Source organism: Sulfurimonas sp. NWX367, assembly GCF_039667065.1.
GTDB classification, from domain to species: domain Bacteria; phylum Campylobacterota; class Campylobacteria; order Campylobacterales; family Sulfurimonadaceae; genus Sulfurimonas; species Sulfurimonas hydrogeniphila.
In genome coordinates, this window is record NZ_JALCZM010000002.1 from 659,182 (window position 1) to 674,818 (window position 15,637).

The following is a 15,637-nucleotide window of genomic DNA, read 5'->3' on the forward strand; positions in this document are numbered from 1 at the left end:
CATGCCTGAAAACCTACTGCGCACTACCATTGACAAAGAGAGTATTTCCCTTGAATTTTCAGGGGAATTGACACTCTACAATCTTCATCAAGCCCAAGAATTCATTGCAAAAATCGAGCTCTCAAATTTTAAAAAAATTACTGTTGATTTAAGAGATGCCCGCTATCTTGATACCGCCTTTGCTCTTTTTTTAACTGATCTGCAAGAAGAGTACCATGTAAACACAGAGTGTACAAATACAAACTTTTTGCATACACTTGCATTGACCAAAGAGCATAAAAAAAAGCTCGATAAAAAATACAAACCTTCAAAAGAAAATATATTTGAGTGTATGGGAAAAACTTTTTATCGCTCCTACCTTTCATTTATCTCTTTTATGGAGTTTATCGGGAAGGTTTTTGTCTCTTTTTTGCTCTATTTTAAAAGTGTTAAAAATATCCGTATAAAAGAGATAGCCTTTGAAATCAATGAAAGTGCACTACGTGCTCTTGGTATTGTAGCATTGACAAGTTTTCTGATTGGTTTGGTGACAGCCTATCAGGCTGCTTATCAGCTTCAGCGATACGGAGGCAATATTTTTATTGTGGATATGATGGGTATTTCTATATTCAGAGAACTTGCCCCCTTGATTACGGCAATAGTCATCGCAGGCAGAAGCGGTTCAGCCTATACGGCACAGATAGGGGCGATGAAAATCACACAGGAGATCGATGCTATGCGGACTATGGGCTTTGACCCATATACTTTTTTGGTTTTGCCAAGAATAGTTGCTCTTGTTGTTATGCTGCCGATACTCATTTTTGTAGCAGATATTATGGCTATGCTCGGAGGCATTATCGTTGCCGATTTGAGTCTGGACCTGCCGCCGGCACTTTTCATTGACAGACTGCAAGAGGTAGTGGCAATGAAACATTTTTATGTGGGACTTGTCAAAGGACCGTTTTTTGCATTTTTGATTGCTTCTATCGGTATTTACAGAGGGTTGATTGTCAAAGATGATACACAAAGTATAGGCTACAATACTACAAAAAGTGTTGTCGAGTCACTTTTTGCCGTAATTGTATGTGATGCGGTTTTTTCTATAGCCTTTACAAATCTGGGGATATAATGGAACTGATTAAAGTACGCGGTGTCAAAACAGTTTTTGGTGACAAAGTAGTGCATGACGGGCTCAATTTACATGTAAACGAAGGTGAAATTTACGGGCTTTTGGGACCAAGCGGCTGCGGAAAAACAACACTGCTGCGTGAAATGGTCATGCTGCAGGAGTTTCACTCAGGAAGTATTGAGATTTTGGGACAGAAAATAGAGAGTATCAGTGAAAGCCAGGCACAGGAACTCAGGCGAAAATGGGGTGTATTGTTCCAGTTTGGTGCTCTTTTTTCTTCTTTGACTCTGGCGGAAAATATTGCGTTGGCGCTGCGGGAGTATGCAACACTCTCCCAAAAAATGATAGAAGAAATAGTGGCATTTAAACTTGATCTGGTAGGTTTGAAACCAAGTGATGCATTTTTGTATCCTTCGCAAATAAGCGGAGGTATGCGAAAAAAAGCGGGGATTGCCAGAGCTTTGGCAATGGATCCCAAACTGCTTTTTTTGGATGAACCTACAAGCGGACTTGATCCGATTTCTGCCAGAGAGTTCGATGAACTTATATTGCAGTTGCGTTCAATGCTGGGACTTACTATGGTAATTGTCACACATGATTTACATTCTATATATAATACTTTGGATAGAATGGCTATAATTGATAATAAAAAAATTGCCTATGAGGGCAGTTTAGAAGAGGTTACTTCTGTGAAGAATGATTTTATACAGACTTTTTTTAGAGATACAATATGAACAATAAAGTAAATTATACATTGATAGGGTTTGTCGTTTTGTTGGGAATACTCAGCATACTCGGATTTGTTTACTGGATGCTCAAACCTGAAAAAGCAGAGGCGACACAAAAGTATATTATATATTTTAACGAATCGGTGTTGGGACTCAATCTTGATGCACCTGTGAAATACAAGGGTATAAAAGTAGGCAAAGTAATACGCTTGCGCATAAATCCGAAAAACACCGAACAGGTGGAGGTGACAGTCAGTATGCTAAAGACGACACCTGTCAAAGAAGATACGGTGGCAAAGCTTACTGCACAGGGCATTACCGGACTGAGTTATATAAATCTGACAGAGGGAAGCAATAATGCACCGCCGCTTAAAGCAAAAAAAGGAGAAATGTATCCTGTAATCAAGTCAGCTCCTTCTTTTTTCGCAAATGTGGAACAGTCGCTGGATTCGGTCTCTGAACTGTTGCTTATGACGCTTGACAGAACCAATGAGCTGTTGAGTGAAAAAAACCAGGAACAGTTTTCTAGATTTTTACACGAGAGTGCTATGGTTATGGCAAAAATTGATACAATACTTGATGAAAAAACCATTGCACACCTGCAGGAAAGTGCGAAAAATATGGAACATATCACAGCTCAGATTGATAAAAGTATTCCCAATATGAATAAATTGGTTGCACACAGCATTGCATGGGAAAAGAAAATCAATGACTCTTTTTCGAGTATCAAACAAACATATCTGGAAATGGGACATATTATGAATGATATGGCAAAATCTTTTTCTGATGTACAGAATAATGTTGAAGATATTACAGTGCAGTCCGTACCGTTGATTAACAGCACTGTGACACAAATGCAACAGACATTGATAAATTTAGATGAGCTGTTAGAACATTATGACCGCAGTCCGAGTGATATTTTATATAAAAAAGAAAGATACAAAAGGGGACCTGGTGAAAAATAGATTATTAATTATATGCCTTACATGTATCGCGGTAATAACAATTACCGGATGCACATCGCCGACACCGGCGCAGAATCAGTACCGACTCAATATACAGCCAAAAGCAGTAAAAGTACAGACAGGCAAATGTCGGAAAAAAACACTCAAAGTAGAGCGCTCTTTTGGTGACAAACTCTATATGTCCTTGAAAATGTACTATGTAGAGGGAAAATATGCACAATACTCTTATGCCCAGTCAAGATGGGCGCAGACGCCAAATGATGCTCTAACATATGCTGTTACAGAGTATTTGCGGGATCTGAAGCTTTTTAAGAGTGTGCAAAGTGCAGAATCAAAAACAAAAAACGACTACAGACTGGAAATAAATATAGAAGATTTTATGCAGTATTTTGATGAAAACGAAAAAAATTCTTTTGTCAATGTTGTCATTACATGTAACCTGGTTGATGAAGCAAGCCATAAGACAGTAGCGACAAAAACTTTTTATTTTAAACAAAAAACTTTGTCAGATGATGCAAAAGGCGGGGTTGTTGCACTCAGCAATGCCTTAGATGAAATTTTAAAAGAGTGTGGTTTATGGCTGCAGGGAGTATGTCTTGATAAGTGAAAAAGAGTACAAACAAAGAAGAATACGTTTGGGACGTAAACTGAAGCCTTTGAGTGTAGCTGTCTTGTTGAGTGCAGAGCAAAAAACACGTTCCAATGATACACAATATCCATACCGGCAAAACAGTAATTTTTACTATATGAGCGGTTTCACAGAAGACAATTCTGCTTTGGTTATTGTAAAAGATGCAAAAAAATTTCACACTTTTTTGTTTGTTGCCAAAAAAGACAAAATGCAGGAACTCTGGCATGGAAAAAGGCTGGGAAAAGAGAAAGCCAAAGAGCTTTTCATGGTGGATGATGTTTTTGAAATTGATGAGTTTGAAGAAAAACTTAAAGAGTTTATAGAAAATAAAAAACATATCTATCATGATTTCAAACTGGAATATGCAAAGGTTAAAATCTTAAAACGCTTCAAAAAAAGCATACAAAGTTATGAGAATCTGGCGACATATATTGAAAAAATGCGTCTCATAAAGTCAAAATCTGAAATTAAGCTTATCAAAAAAGCTATAAATATTACAAAAAAAGCACATCATAAAGCGATGAAATTGAGTGCGAAACTGCATTATGAATATGAACTGCAGGCAAATTTAGAGTACATTTTTAAAAAAAACGGTGCCTACAGCGATGCTTATACCTCTATTGTAGCCTGTGGAAACTCTGCCAATACTTTGCATTATGTAAACAACGATAAAAAATTGATGCAAGGTGATCTGATACTCATAGATGCCGGATGCGAATACCGGTATTATGCAAGTGATATAACGCGCACAATTCCTGTCAGCGGAAGTTATACAAAAGCACAAAAAGAACTCTATGAAATGGTTTTACATGTACAAAAAGAGATTATAAAGATGATTTTTCCGGGCGTGTTCAAAAGTGTACTGCAGAAAAAATCTGAAGAGTTACTGTGTCAGGGAATGATAGATTTGGGAATATTGCAGGGAGAACTCAAAAAACTGCTAAAAGAAAAAGCACACAAAAAATATTATCCGCACGGTATCGGACACTGGATGGGGCTCGATGTGCATGATGAATGTCCCTATAAAAAACCAAACGGCAAAGAGATTCCGCTGCAACCCGGTATGGTTATGACCATAGAACCCGGTATTTACCTTGATGCAGCAGATATAAGTATTCCTAAAAAGTACAGAGGTACAGGCATAAGAATTGAAGACAATATTTTAGTTACGAAAAACGGCTGTGAAAATCTCTCTTCACATATTGCAAAAGAGATAGAGGAAATTACTCGTAAGAGTAACTCCAGCCGGTGAGATTCTCTTTTTTTGCTTCATCAAAGGCATCTGAATCTGCCAAGAAATCCATGACATGCATTACTGTATAGGGAATACTTTTTTGATCCTCCGGCTTTACCAGTAACATAGGCATGGGGGTATCTTGTGCCTTGCTGAGTGCAAACCCCACTGGCATAAGCTGACTCATGAGTTCTGCAGGTTTGCCTATTTTATGTTCCTGCAAAAATTTTTTCAGTACGGCATCCTGAATATCTTTTGGCAGTGCCTCTTCTGTATTTAAAAAGAGTGTAAAGTGTATGGGTGTCTGTTTGAAATGATCCGGTGCCGGTGCCGCCATAATGATGTACTCTACATTTTTTAAATGCTCTTTTATCTGTTGTCTGTTGAGATATCGGTCTGTTTTTATTGCCTGGGCTTTCATGATTGCTCTTTTTTTATGACAAAATGTCAGTTTTTAAATTTGTTTGGAATTTTAACATATAAGAGGGGGAAGAACAAGAAAAAAAACAGTCGGTACTTCAGTGCGGGATGGCAATATCTATAAAGATTATGGTACAAAATATGCTTAATTATTTGTATCAAAGAAGGATATATATGCAGTTTATCGAAGCACTTAAACTTAGAAGCAAGCTTTTTTTTCTTTTTCTTTTGATTACTGTCGGGCTGTTTGCTCTTGGCTTTATAGGAACAAACTATGTCAATGCAATGAAAAAAAATATGGATTCTTTGTACTTTGGTTCTTTGATACCTGTAACAGAATTGAATGAGATAGTCAAAACATACAGTTACGACCTGGCAGCTACTGTTTACAAGGTGCGTAGAGATGAAATCAGCCCCAGTGAGGCAGCTTTTAAAATAGAAACATCTCTAAAATATATCAATAAAAAATGGCAAAGTTATAAGTCTCATTTTAAGACAGAAGAGGAATTATATTATCTCGAATATGCTGATTTGGAGATTAATCGTGCCAATAATTATTTTTCCAAAGTTCTAAAAGCCGTGAAAGTTTCCAAAAATTTAGCGCATATATCAATAACAACACTTGAAAAAAAAGTTGAGACAATTCATAATGTTTTGGAAAAACTGATCAATTATGAAGTCAATATGGCGAATTATGAGAGAAAGAAGTTTTTATATACCTATGATTCAATTTTGCTAAAAATTGGTACTTCACTCGGACTTATTATTGTGGGACTGCTGATAATTCTTTTTTATGTATTTGAGAGTATTCAAAAAGATCAGACAAGACTGGAAATTGCAGCGAAGAAACTTAAACTTGTCAATAAAAAGCTTGAAAATGCCTCTTATACAGATTCTTTGACAAATCTTCACAACAGAAGATATTTTAATTTCATTTATGAAAGAGAAGTCAAACGTGCAAAACGAAATAAAGCCTATATTACATTTATGATGCTTGATATTGACTATTTTAAACAATATAATGACACTTATGGACATCTGGCAGGAGATGAAGCACTTAAAAGTGTTGCAAAAGTTTTAAAAGAGACACTCAAACGACCGGGAGACTATGTTTTTAGACTTGGCGGTGAAGAGTTTGGAGTACTTATGAGTGATACGAGTGAGACAAACAGTGCAAATATTGCCCGGGAAATCTGCAATGCTGTAAGAGGCCTTGAAATAAAACATGAAGCTTCAAAAGTACATGAGTATCTTACACTCTCTATTGGAGTCGTTTGTTGTGTAGCAGATGAAGCGCTGGATGAAGATGTGTTGATTTCACGGTCTGATGAAATGCTTTATGAAGCAAAAGAGGCCGGAAGAGACAGGTATATAATCACATCCAATGCCTCAAAGGCAAAAATTGCCTAGTGTCCGTTTTTGAAACGAAATTTTTCTTCAGTTAAAAGCGGGCGAAGCTTTTCTTTTATATCTCCCTGAAATTCCATCCAGTTTTCTTTAAGAGTGCCTCCGCAACCAAGCTTTTTTTTCAGTAATTTTAAGAGGAGTGCCAGTTCATTTTTTGGTCTGTGAAATTCTCCAACCAGTGTAACTGTTTTGCCTCTGCGTTTTTCTTTTTTAAAAAGTAAAAAATGTTTCGCGGGTTCTTCCGTAATGTTTGAAGTTTTTGGAGGGCCGGGATTATGAACTTCAGCCCAGCTGTCATCATCTATACTCGCACCGATAAAGAGATCGATTTTTTTCCCTCTACTCATTTTTTTCTCCAAGATAGCGAAATCGTGGTTGCATACAGCCATTGACAGATACAGTTTCAAAAAACATACTGTAAGGCCGTACCCAGAGTCCTTCGTCTCCATACAGGGCGCGATAAAGAACCATAAGCTCTTCTGTTTCAGAGTGCCTTACGGTATCAATCACTTGATACCTTTTACCTTTGTAGTGTTCATAAATACCTGTTTTCATCAGCAAACGCTCTGTGCCAAAATACTCATCTGTTCTTGTGTGTAATTTTTATCATGAAGCGTATCTGTGACATCGCGCAGGGAGTAAGTTTTGTGATTATAAAGAACAACAAATATTTCATCCCCTTTTTGTAAAAAAGTAGTCTCTCCATAGGGCGTATATCGTGTAGCCCCTATGCTGACAAGCGCTTTTTTGGGGTAGTTACATGTAACTGTATAACTTTTTAAATCTTCGAGCGGTCCAAAATCTTTTTGGGTATTTATCTGTTTGCATATCCATTGTGTGAGTTTTTCATAAAAGTAGCTGTAACCGCTAAGTGCTACATTTTCGCCATAGGGATGCAAGGCATCATTGCGACGTAAAAAACTGCAGATGCTGAAGTCATCCATTACGCCGCCCTCTTCAAATTTGTCAATTGAAATGAGTTGCGAAGCAAATCCCTTGGAGTTTTGTCCCCAGTTTTTTTTGTCACTGATTTTTTTGGCACCGCTGACACGAATAGAGCAGTCGTTATATGCACCGAAATATTTTGGTTCAATAGCCGTGATTTGTCCGTTTTGATAGGTCAGTTCACACAAAAGTCCTACTTCGGGTTCTGCCTGGACATTGACATCTTCTTTTGGCAGTTGTATCAGTGTAGAAGAAAGCGGATAGGTGAAAAGTATCTCACTCGGACGAGAAGTCTCTTTCTTTTTTTCACAGGGCAGGTAGAAAGGAAAAAGCCCTTTTGGCGCGGCCTCATCCTCTGTTGCAATATTTTTGAACTCTTCAAGTTCTCCGGCCTGGGCAAGGTGCAGGGCAAAATTGCCGGCGATTCCAAGACCCAAATACTCTTCGTATTTTTTCATTTTCAGAGTGTTCCGGCTTCTTTGGCAGCAGCAAACTCTTCATAGCTTCCCTGAAAGTCGGTATAGGTATGATCATCATGCAGTTCTATGATGCGTGTGGCAAAAGCGTCAAGAAGTTCACGGTCATGCGAGACACAGATAACATTGCCCTTAAACTCATGCAGTGCTTCACCAAGGGCAACAATCGCTTCAAGATCAAGGTGGTTGGTCGGTTCATCAAGCACCAGGAAGTTACCACCCTCAAGCATCATCTTGCTAAGCATCATTCGGTGCTTTTCTCCTCCCGAAATCGCTTCGACATTTTTCTCCTGCTGCTCTCCGTTAAAAAGCATTCTTCCGAGACAGTTTCTGATTTCTGATATTTCCCGTTTAGGATCAAAGGCACGCAGCCAGTCATAAAGTGTGCCGTCGCCTTTGATAATGTCCGCTGTATCCTGTGGAAAATAGGAAGATTCAATTGTTGCTCCCCAGGTTACAGTACCGCCACAGCTTGGTTTGAGCTCTTCCATAATTATTTTTACAAGTGTTGTTTTTCCTACACCGTTGCCGCCGATAATGGCGATTTTTTCACCCGGATTTACTTTAAAAGTAACATCTTTTAAGACTTCATTGTCTCCGTATGAATGACAGATATGCTCAACATTTAAGGCTTCATCTCCCATGACTCTTTTTGGTTTGAAAACGATAGAAGGATCACGGCGGGATGACGGTTTAATCTCTTCTATATTTAATTTTTCAAGCTGTTTTTGTCTTGAAGTTGCCTGTTTTGCTTTTGATGCATTGGCGCTGAATCGACGAACAAAAGCTTCTAGTTGCTCTTTTTCTTTGAGCTTTTTTGCATTGTCGAGTTCCATCTGTTTTGCCATGACATTTGCCGCAATATACCAGTCGTCATAGGTGCCGGTAAACTCTCGGATTTTCTGGTAATCAACATCAAGAATGTTTGTGACTACTGCATTGAGAAAATGTCTGTCATGCGAGATGACAACCATCGTTCCCTCATGTCTTTTGAGTTCGTTTTCAAGCCAGCTGATTGTTTCAATATCAAGGTTGTTGGTCGGTTCATCCAAAAACAATACATCAGGCTTTGGATATAAAACCTGCGCCAAAAGAACTTTGAATTTGTCAGCAGAGTCAAGTGTGCTCATCAGTTCATTGTGCTTTTCAGCCGCAATTCCGACATTTTCCAGAATTTTTGCAATGTTTACATCGTATTCATAGGTCGGGTCTTCTTCCACACAGATAGTTTCAAGTTCAGCAAGACGGTTGTTGACAGCATCGTCTTCAAAATCACCGGACATATAAATTTCTTCTTTTTCTTTGATAGCATCATACAAGCGTCTGTTTCCGTACAAAACAGCATCCATAATTGTAAAGTCTTCATAAGCATACTGGTTTTGTCCCAAAACGCCGACTTTGTTTTGTTTTGGAATGATGACTTCCCCGTCATATTCATTGATTTGACCTGAAAGAATTTTCAAAAATGTTGTTTTACCGGCTCCGTTTGCTCCGATAAGACCGTATCTTTTGTGACGGTCTAGTTTTAAGTTTATGTCTTGAAAAAGCACTCTGTTTCCAAAGCGCATTGTTAAGTTTTGTACTGTTACCATATTGTTTAGCCTAGTTAATATTTTTCGCGATTATATCTAAAATATGGTTAAAAAAAGACTACCCGGTTGCGCCCGGAAGCTTTTGCCTCGTATAAAGCCTGATCAACGCGTTTTAAGAGTGATGTTTCCTTTTCTCCGTTTATGTACTCTGTAACGCCAATACTTACTGTGATTTTTTCTACATGTTCAAAAGGATGTTCTTCTACACTTTTACGTATTTTTTGGGCAAGTTCCATAGCCTGTTGTGTATTTGTATGGGGGGCCAGCAGCATAAACTCTTCACCGCCCCATCGTCCGAAACTGTCCGTTTTTCTTATGGTTTGCAAAACAATACGACTCAACTCCTGCAAAATATAATCGCCCACATCATGTCCATAGGTGTCATTGACATTCTTAAATTTGTCTATGTCAAGCATAAGAAGGCTGAAAACTTCACCGTAGCGTTTTGTTCTTTTTATTTCATCTTCTATAAGTATTGACATTTTATATCGATTATACAGACCTGTAAGCGCATCTTTGGTTGCAAGTTTTTGAAGTTCTTTTTCCAGGGCAACCCGTTGTGTTATATCACGGCTTGTGGAGACAAAGTAGCGCACTTTTCCATCTTTGTCTTTTATGGGAGAGATGATTTTTTCATCATAGTACAGACTTCCGTCTTTTCTTCTGTTGATTAAAGTATTCTGGTAGGTTTTCCCGTCCAAAACAGTTTTCCATAAATTACCATAAAACTTTTTTGAATGTTCTCCTGATTTGAGTATACGGTTGCTTTTTCCTATAAGTTCATTCTCTTCATATTGCGTATTCTCGGTTGCAGCAGGATTTACATAAATGATTTTTCCGTCAACATCTGTAATCTGTACCATTTCATGCATCTGTTCCACAGCCTGTGAAAGAAGTTTTAGCTTTTCTTCGCTCTCTTTGAGCTGCTGCGCCGCTCTTTCATTTTGTATGCGTTGTATAAGAGTTTTTAATTTTTCATTCACAGCATCCAAATCTACCGGTTTGAGAATGTAGCCGTCTATTCCAAGGTTAATGGCTTTGTGTAAAAATTCACTGTCATTGTGGGCTGTTATGAGCATAATAAGTTGGGAAGGATTGATTTTTTTGATGGCTTCAGCCATCTCGAGTCCACTCATTTTTGGCATACGGATATCTGAAATAACAATATCCGGATGGTGCTTTTTGTACAAAGACAGCCCCTCTTCTCCATCTTTTGCAATATAAAGCTTAGTGCAAAAACGCTGCAAAAAGCGTGAGAGCATCTCTCTTACATGTACTTCATCTTCCACATACAATATAGCAATATCATTCTTACTCATCAAAGTCTATCCTAAATTCTGCACCTTCTCCGGTGTTTTTTACGCTCAGTTTTGCGTTCATATTTTCTTCAATCATCATTTTAGACATATACAGACCCATCCCTGTTCCTTTGCCCTGTTCTTTTGTCGTAAAGTAGGGCTCAAAAACCCTGTCTATAACCTCTGGAGTGATTCCGCCACCATTATCACGTACTATTACTGTATGATTCTTTAAAATAATTGTAATTTTAGCGTCACTGATATTTCTTTCAAGCAAAACATCTTTTGCATTGTTTATAAGGTTTAAAATAACCTGCTGCAGTTCATTTTTGTACCCGACTGTTTCAAAATCTTCACCAAGCAGCGTAACTTTGATATTGTTGTTTTGCAGTTGCGCTGTTTGAATAGAAAGAACTCTTTGTACCGCTTCTTTTACACTGAAGCGTTCCTGAGTTTTGTCAACCCGGTAGAAATTTCTAAAATCGTCAATGGTATCGGACATAAACTGAATTACTTTTTTTGTTGATTTTATGAAGTCATCAAGGTACTCTTTTGTAATTAATCCGTCTTCATAATCATATTTGAGATTTTGGACGGCTATGCTTATCTCGTTAAGGGGTTGCCTCCACTGATGGGCAATGGCGCCTATCATCTCTCCCATGGATGCAAGTTTACTCTGCTGTTGGAGTGTTTCAAGCTGTTTGATATTTTCATTTGTTTTTTCTTTCACCAGTTGTTCGAGTGTTTCATTGAGTTTGTTAAGTTCTTCTGTGCGTTCTTTGACTTTTTTCTCGACATCTTTTTTTGACTCTTCTAACTTTTGAAGCATAATCTGCAGAGAATTTGCCAACTCTTCGATTTCATCATGCGTATGAATAGTATTGAAGTCAATGTTGTTTTTTGACGTATCATCGGCAATGGCTTTTGCAGCCTGGGTGATTTTACTGAGTGGTGTAATAAGCCGGCGGACAAGTATAAGTGAGATCAAAGCAATAAGCAGGGAGACTAACAAACTGTAAAGAGCAAGCGAGCGAATAAAATTTTCATAGTCTTTTTGTAAAAAACTGCTTGTAGATGTCAGTGCAATGTATATGAATTTATCTTTTGTATAGTGAAGTGTTGTATAGGTAAACAATATATCGTCTTTATAATAACTCTGTTTACTCAGATCAAAATCATAATCAAGCCTGTAGTCTTTGTGCCCAAACACATATCCGAATGTTTTGCTTTGGTCCTTATTGTAAATATAGTATTTGTTTTTGTCTGCAAGATAGATGTTTTTAGGGCTGTTTTTGTCATCATATTGTTTAATCACCCGAAAAAGTTTATTGATATTTGCATTGATGATGAGCATACCAAAGAGTTTTTTGTCAATATATATTGGTAAAGAGATGCGAATAGTCGGCGTAAGCGGATAGGAAAGCTGTCCATACTCTTCATTGAGTGTTATATCTGAGACAGAAACCTCTTCCGGATGGAGTTTTATTGTTTCTTGAAAGTATTTTTTTGCTGCTTTGTCTTGCAAAAGACTCTTTTTCTGAATATGTACTCCCTGTTTGTCTTTATATGTGACAAGGAGTTCCCAACCGGTTTTATATAAAAGACGGATGTTGAAATAGGCATCGTTGTGCGATAAAAGAGCGATAAAGTTTTTTTCAAGAGAAGACTCTATTCCTTCTAAAGTTCTGTTTGTTTTTTTATCATAATTGTAAGGATTGTAAAATGCCCGCGAATATGCTGCAACATCTTCATTTTTTGAGAGAACTTTTGCATCATAAATAACCTGTTGGATGTCATTGTGAATACTTTCTTTGTTTTGTTTGAGCTCAAAGTTGAGATGTTCAAGGGAATTCTCTTTTGAATACTGCATCATAAGAGAAAAAGATAAAAAGACAATCACAAGTATTCCGACCGTGGCAATAATAAAAGTGCCGATGGCAACCTTTGTTGAGAGACTAATGCGCATAGGTACTGTCTTTGAGAATTTGTTGTGCGAGTTTGTTTGTTGCCTCTAAGACACTAAAAACATCTGAAGGTGTTTTGTTCTTTGGTGTTTTTTGTGAGAGCGCAGTTGTATGCTCTTGTATATTATAGTAAACGCGCAGTTCTGAAACAGTCCCGCTGATGAGGCGCAAGGCATTATATACAGAGTTTGGTGTGATGATTTTGTCACGCGGAATAGTAAGTGTTGCTGAGTTGAGATTGCCTCTTTTTTTGATTTTTGTAAGTGTCTGCATGAGTTGCAGACTTTGCATAAAGACATCAGAGGGAGCTTTTGATTCATACTTTAGCAAAGGAACAAGTATCTGTTTTTGCGTCAAATGATAACTGACAGTCTGGATGTTTTTGTAGAGTTTGACAGCAAGAATATAGGTCTCATTCGGAGTATACTCCTGGTTTAAAATTGTATCAAGTTCATACGATATTTTCCATAAGAGATTATAAACATCAGAAGGTGTCTTGTCCTGGTATATTTTTTTCTCGAGGTAGTTTCTGTAGGAGATAAAATTATAATTATATTTTTTTGTATTGTAAACTAGGTTGATTTCATCATCAAGTCGTAAAATGAGTTCATATACCTCGCTTGGTGTTATTTTTGTATTTGGTGCATCAGGGATTTGTGAGGGGTAAAATCCTTCGAGTGATTTTAGTTTTGCTGTTTTTTCCAAATCTTCAAGTCCTTTAACATAGACATAAATAGGCTCAAGTCCATAGACATACGGTACTTTTTTCGCTTTGAGCTGGATGCCTCTTCTCTCTTTGATTCGCATAATTTTATGCAAAATATATTCGCTGAGAGCATAAACTTCATTAGGTGTTTTGGTAAGTGATTTTTGTGGATACTGATTGAGCGGATGAGAAAAATCAAAAGCAGGCAGAAGTGCTTTTGCATACTCAAGATTTTGGACGACATCCGAAGGTGTCTTTTTTGTTTGGAGTTTTTTTGGTGGAAAGCTTCTTTCTATTCCCAAACGGCGAGAGAGTCTGTTAAGCTCTGCTTTGACGGTTTGCAGAGAGTCATATACTTCTGTGGGAGAGATGACTTTGTGCTTGGCTTTTGGTACAGGTACGGGCGTCATCCAGAGTTTTTTTTCAACTTCACTTATCTTTTTTATCAAATCTATTGAGGCATAGAGTGCATGATTCGGATGAAGGTTTGGTCGTTTTGGCGGCATTTTTACATCACTGTACTCTCTTTGTGAAGAGCGTAAAAACTCAATGCGCTCAAGAATCTGCTGTGACTGGATATAGACATCACTTGGGGTAAATCCCTGTCCCAGCAACTCATCAAAACCAAGAGAAACTGTCCAGAGTACCTGGTAAACATCACTCGGTGTTTTGTCTTTGTACTGTTTGTAAGCAAAGTACTTTTTTTGGTTTTTGAGCAGGTAGTGAATCTCTTCTTTTAGTCGTATGACATTGTTATATACATCCTGCGGGGTAATTTTTCTTGGAGGAACAGGCGGAATGGCAATAGGACCAAAGTTGTGTATTTCTCTGTATTTGTTTACTTTTGTCAACACCTCAAGTGTTTTTTGAATAACATGCCGCGGCAGTTTGTTATGTTGCTGTTCAACCTCTTTAAGTGGTTTTGTGATGCCGTTTTCTTTGCGCAGTTCTTCAACCATCTGTTTGAGGACAATAGACTGAGAATAGACATCAGAAGGTGTTTTTACCGAAGCGTATAAAAATATCCCAAAGAGTAAAAAAAGCTGTATAAATTTCATATTCTTCCCGTTTTCTTTTCATTATAGAACAGAAAACTTTTGTACTTTCTTAAATACACATTTGAGCGTTAAAAGTACGGGTTTCTTTAGCTTCTTATTATGTGCTACAATAACATTATGCAAATAAGAGAAATGACACTCAAAGAACTTTATCCCGTGTATGACCTGGTAAAACAGCTTTACACAGAGCTGAGCTACGATGAATTTGAAGACCTTATATACGATATGCGACACATGGAATATAAGATGTTCGGTATTCTGGAACGCGGTGAACTGGTATGCTACGGAGGTGCAGCGGTGCAGACAAGCCTCTGCCATAAAAGACATCTCTATGTTTTTGATTTGGTCACGGATGAAAAATATCGTGAAAAAGGTTATGCTAAAATGATGCTGGAGTATCTGCAGGATTATGCCAAAACTGCCGCCTGCGAAAAACTTGTACTCTCCTTCAAATGGCAAGGAAAAAATGTTATTCAAGTGTAAAAATTTGGTTTTTTTCTGCAGTGCCGACTGTTTGTTGCTTTCCTGCCATGCTCGCCCGCACTGAAGTACGGGTTCCAAAAAAAAACTGTTGTTGCTTTCCTGCCACTTTCAGCCCACCCTGAAGGATGGGTCCCTTTGTATTTCGGAATCGGTACTTTAGTGCCGACTTTGTGTCTTAACTGTGTAAAACCTGCATAACAAACAAATATTCAGCCACAGCACTTTTTGTATTTTTTGCCGCTTCCGCAGGGACAGCTGATATTTCGCTCTATTTTGGAGTTGTAAAGTGTTCCGTCTTTATATTTCCATTGGCCATCTTTCTGCACAAAAAAACTTTTTTCATGCAGTACATGTAAGGTGTCGTTTTCTTTGTAATAGGCTTTAAATTCGACCGTATCTGCCGTTACATGTAACACATCAAGCCTCAGCCACTCTAATGCAGGCGTATGTCGCAAATCTTCAACTGTCTGTGAAACAGAAGTGTGTGCCAAATATTCCCAGTCTTTTTTTACAAATGCCTCATATCTGCTTATCATTAACTCTTTTGGTGTCATAAGGTTCCGTTTTTTAGATAGAATTATACTGTATATTGAACCATTTCAGAACTCAGACTTTTATAGCC

The 15,637-nt window shown here is 37.8% G+C and carries 16 protein-coding genes; 7 read left to right on the plus strand and 9 right to left on the minus strand.

Going from position 1 to position 15,637, the window contains the following annotated elements; all coding sequences use genetic code 11:
• The first annotated feature begins 1 nt into the window (after position 1).
• Genes MNY28_RS08070 through MNY28_RS08090 form a run of 5 tightly spaced genes read left to right on the plus strand, consistent with a single transcriptional unit; the run spans position 2 to position 4,684 of the window.
• Positions 2 to 1,108, plus strand: a complete 1,107-nt coding sequence (locus tag MNY28_RS08070; protein ID WP_346389479.1) for an ABC transporter permease — start codon at positions 2 to 4, stop codon at positions 1,106 to 1,108.
• Positions 1,108 to 1,842, plus strand: coding sequence for an ATP-binding cassette domain-containing protein (locus tag MNY28_RS08075; RefSeq protein WP_346389480.1), 735 nt, complete (start codon positions 1,108 to 1,110; stop codon positions 1,840 to 1,842). Before MNY28_RS08070 ends, MNY28_RS08075 begins: the two co-directional genes overlap by 1 nt.
• Entirely contained in the window at positions 1,839 to 2,801 is a 963-nt protein-coding gene (locus MNY28_RS08080; RefSeq protein ID WP_346389481.1) for an MlaD family protein, read from the plus strand. The genes MNY28_RS08075 and MNY28_RS08080 overlap by 4 nt, the downstream gene beginning before the upstream one ends.
• Positions 2,791 to 3,408, plus strand: a complete 618-nt coding sequence (locus tag MNY28_RS08085) for an ABC-type transport auxiliary lipoprotein family protein (RefSeq protein ID WP_188109974.1) — start codon at positions 2,791 to 2,793, stop codon at positions 3,406 to 3,408. Before MNY28_RS08080 ends, MNY28_RS08085 begins: the two co-directional genes overlap by 11 nt.
• Positions 3,398 to 4,684 (plus strand): aminopeptidase P N-terminal domain-containing protein, encoded by a 1,287-nt coding sequence (locus MNY28_RS08090; RefSeq protein WP_346389482.1) that lies wholly within the window; start codon positions 3,398 to 3,400, stop codon positions 4,682 to 4,684. Before MNY28_RS08085 ends, MNY28_RS08090 begins: the two co-directional genes overlap by 11 nt.
• Here the strand turns inward: MNY28_RS08090 and MNY28_RS08095 are convergent.
• On the minus strand, positions 4,656 to 5,087 hold the full coding sequence (locus MNY28_RS08095; RefSeq protein ID WP_346389483.1) for a hypothetical protein: 432 nt from the start codon (positions 5,085 to 5,087) through the stop codon (positions 4,656 to 4,658). The two genes, MNY28_RS08090 and MNY28_RS08095, sit on opposite strands and share 29 nt — an antisense overlap.
• 173 nt (positions 5,088 to 5,260) lie before the next feature.
• On the opposite strand from MNY28_RS08095, the gene MNY28_RS08100 reads away from it, so the two are divergent.
• Positions 5,261 to 6,496 (plus strand): diguanylate cyclase, encoded by a 1,236-nt coding sequence (locus MNY28_RS08100; protein WP_346389484.1) that lies wholly within the window; start codon positions 5,261 to 5,263, stop codon positions 6,494 to 6,496.
• Here the strand turns inward: MNY28_RS08100 and MNY28_RS08105 are convergent.
• Genes MNY28_RS08105 through MNY28_RS08135 form a run of 7 tightly spaced genes read right to left on the minus strand, consistent with a single transcriptional unit; the run spans position 6,493 to position 14,532 of the window.
• Positions 6,493 to 6,840: a translation initiation factor gene (locus tag MNY28_RS08105; protein ID WP_346389485.1), complete on the minus strand. Its 348-nt coding sequence runs from the start codon at positions 6,838 to 6,840 to the stop codon at positions 6,493 to 6,495. The genes MNY28_RS08100 and MNY28_RS08105 overlap by 4 nt on opposite strands.
• Complete coding sequence (locus tag MNY28_RS08110) at positions 6,833 to 7,048, minus strand: DUF1653 domain-containing protein (RefSeq protein WP_151900851.1); 216 nt, start codon at positions 7,046 to 7,048, stop codon at positions 6,833 to 6,835. The genes MNY28_RS08105 and MNY28_RS08110 overlap by 8 nt, the downstream gene beginning before the upstream one ends.
• Positions 7,048 to 7,896: a DUF5718 family protein gene (locus MNY28_RS08115; RefSeq protein ID WP_346389486.1), complete on the minus strand. Its 849-nt coding sequence runs from the start codon at positions 7,894 to 7,896 to the stop codon at positions 7,048 to 7,050. Before MNY28_RS08115 ends, MNY28_RS08110 begins: the two co-directional genes overlap by 1 nt.
• A gap of 2 nt (positions 7,897 to 7,898) precedes the next feature.
• Positions 7,899 to 9,506, minus strand: a complete 1,608-nt coding sequence (locus MNY28_RS08120; protein ID WP_151900849.1) for an ABC-F family ATP-binding cassette domain-containing protein — start codon at positions 9,504 to 9,506, stop codon at positions 7,899 to 7,901.
• A gap of 47 nt (positions 9,507 to 9,553) precedes the next feature.
• Positions 9,554 to 10,825 (minus strand): diguanylate cyclase, encoded by a 1,272-nt coding sequence (locus tag MNY28_RS08125; RefSeq protein ID WP_346389487.1) that lies wholly within the window; start codon positions 10,823 to 10,825, stop codon positions 9,554 to 9,556.
• Positions 10,818 to 12,770, minus strand: a complete 1,953-nt coding sequence (locus MNY28_RS08130; RefSeq protein ID WP_346389488.1) for an ATP-binding protein — start codon at positions 12,768 to 12,770, stop codon at positions 10,818 to 10,820. The genes MNY28_RS08125 and MNY28_RS08130 overlap by 8 nt, the downstream gene beginning before the upstream one ends.
• Complete coding sequence (locus MNY28_RS08135; RefSeq protein ID WP_346389489.1) at positions 12,760 to 14,532, minus strand: hypothetical protein; 1,773 nt, start codon at positions 14,530 to 14,532, stop codon at positions 12,760 to 12,762. Before MNY28_RS08135 ends, MNY28_RS08130 begins: the two co-directional genes overlap by 11 nt.
• Positions 14,533 to 14,649: 117 nt before the next feature.
• Here MNY28_RS08135 and MNY28_RS08140 point away from each other — a divergent pair, with 117 nt between their 5' ends.
• Complete coding sequence (locus tag MNY28_RS08140) at positions 14,650 to 15,015, plus strand: GNAT family N-acetyltransferase (protein WP_346389490.1); 366 nt, start codon at positions 14,650 to 14,652, stop codon at positions 15,013 to 15,015.
• Between the two features lie 209 nt (positions 15,016 to 15,224).
• Here the strand turns inward: MNY28_RS08140 and MNY28_RS08145 are convergent, their stop codons facing one another.
• Positions 15,225 to 15,569, minus strand: coding sequence for a YchJ family metal-binding protein (locus MNY28_RS08145; protein WP_151900844.1), 345 nt, complete (start codon positions 15,567 to 15,569; stop codon positions 15,225 to 15,227).
• Positions 15,570 to 15,637: the final 68 nt, after the last annotated feature.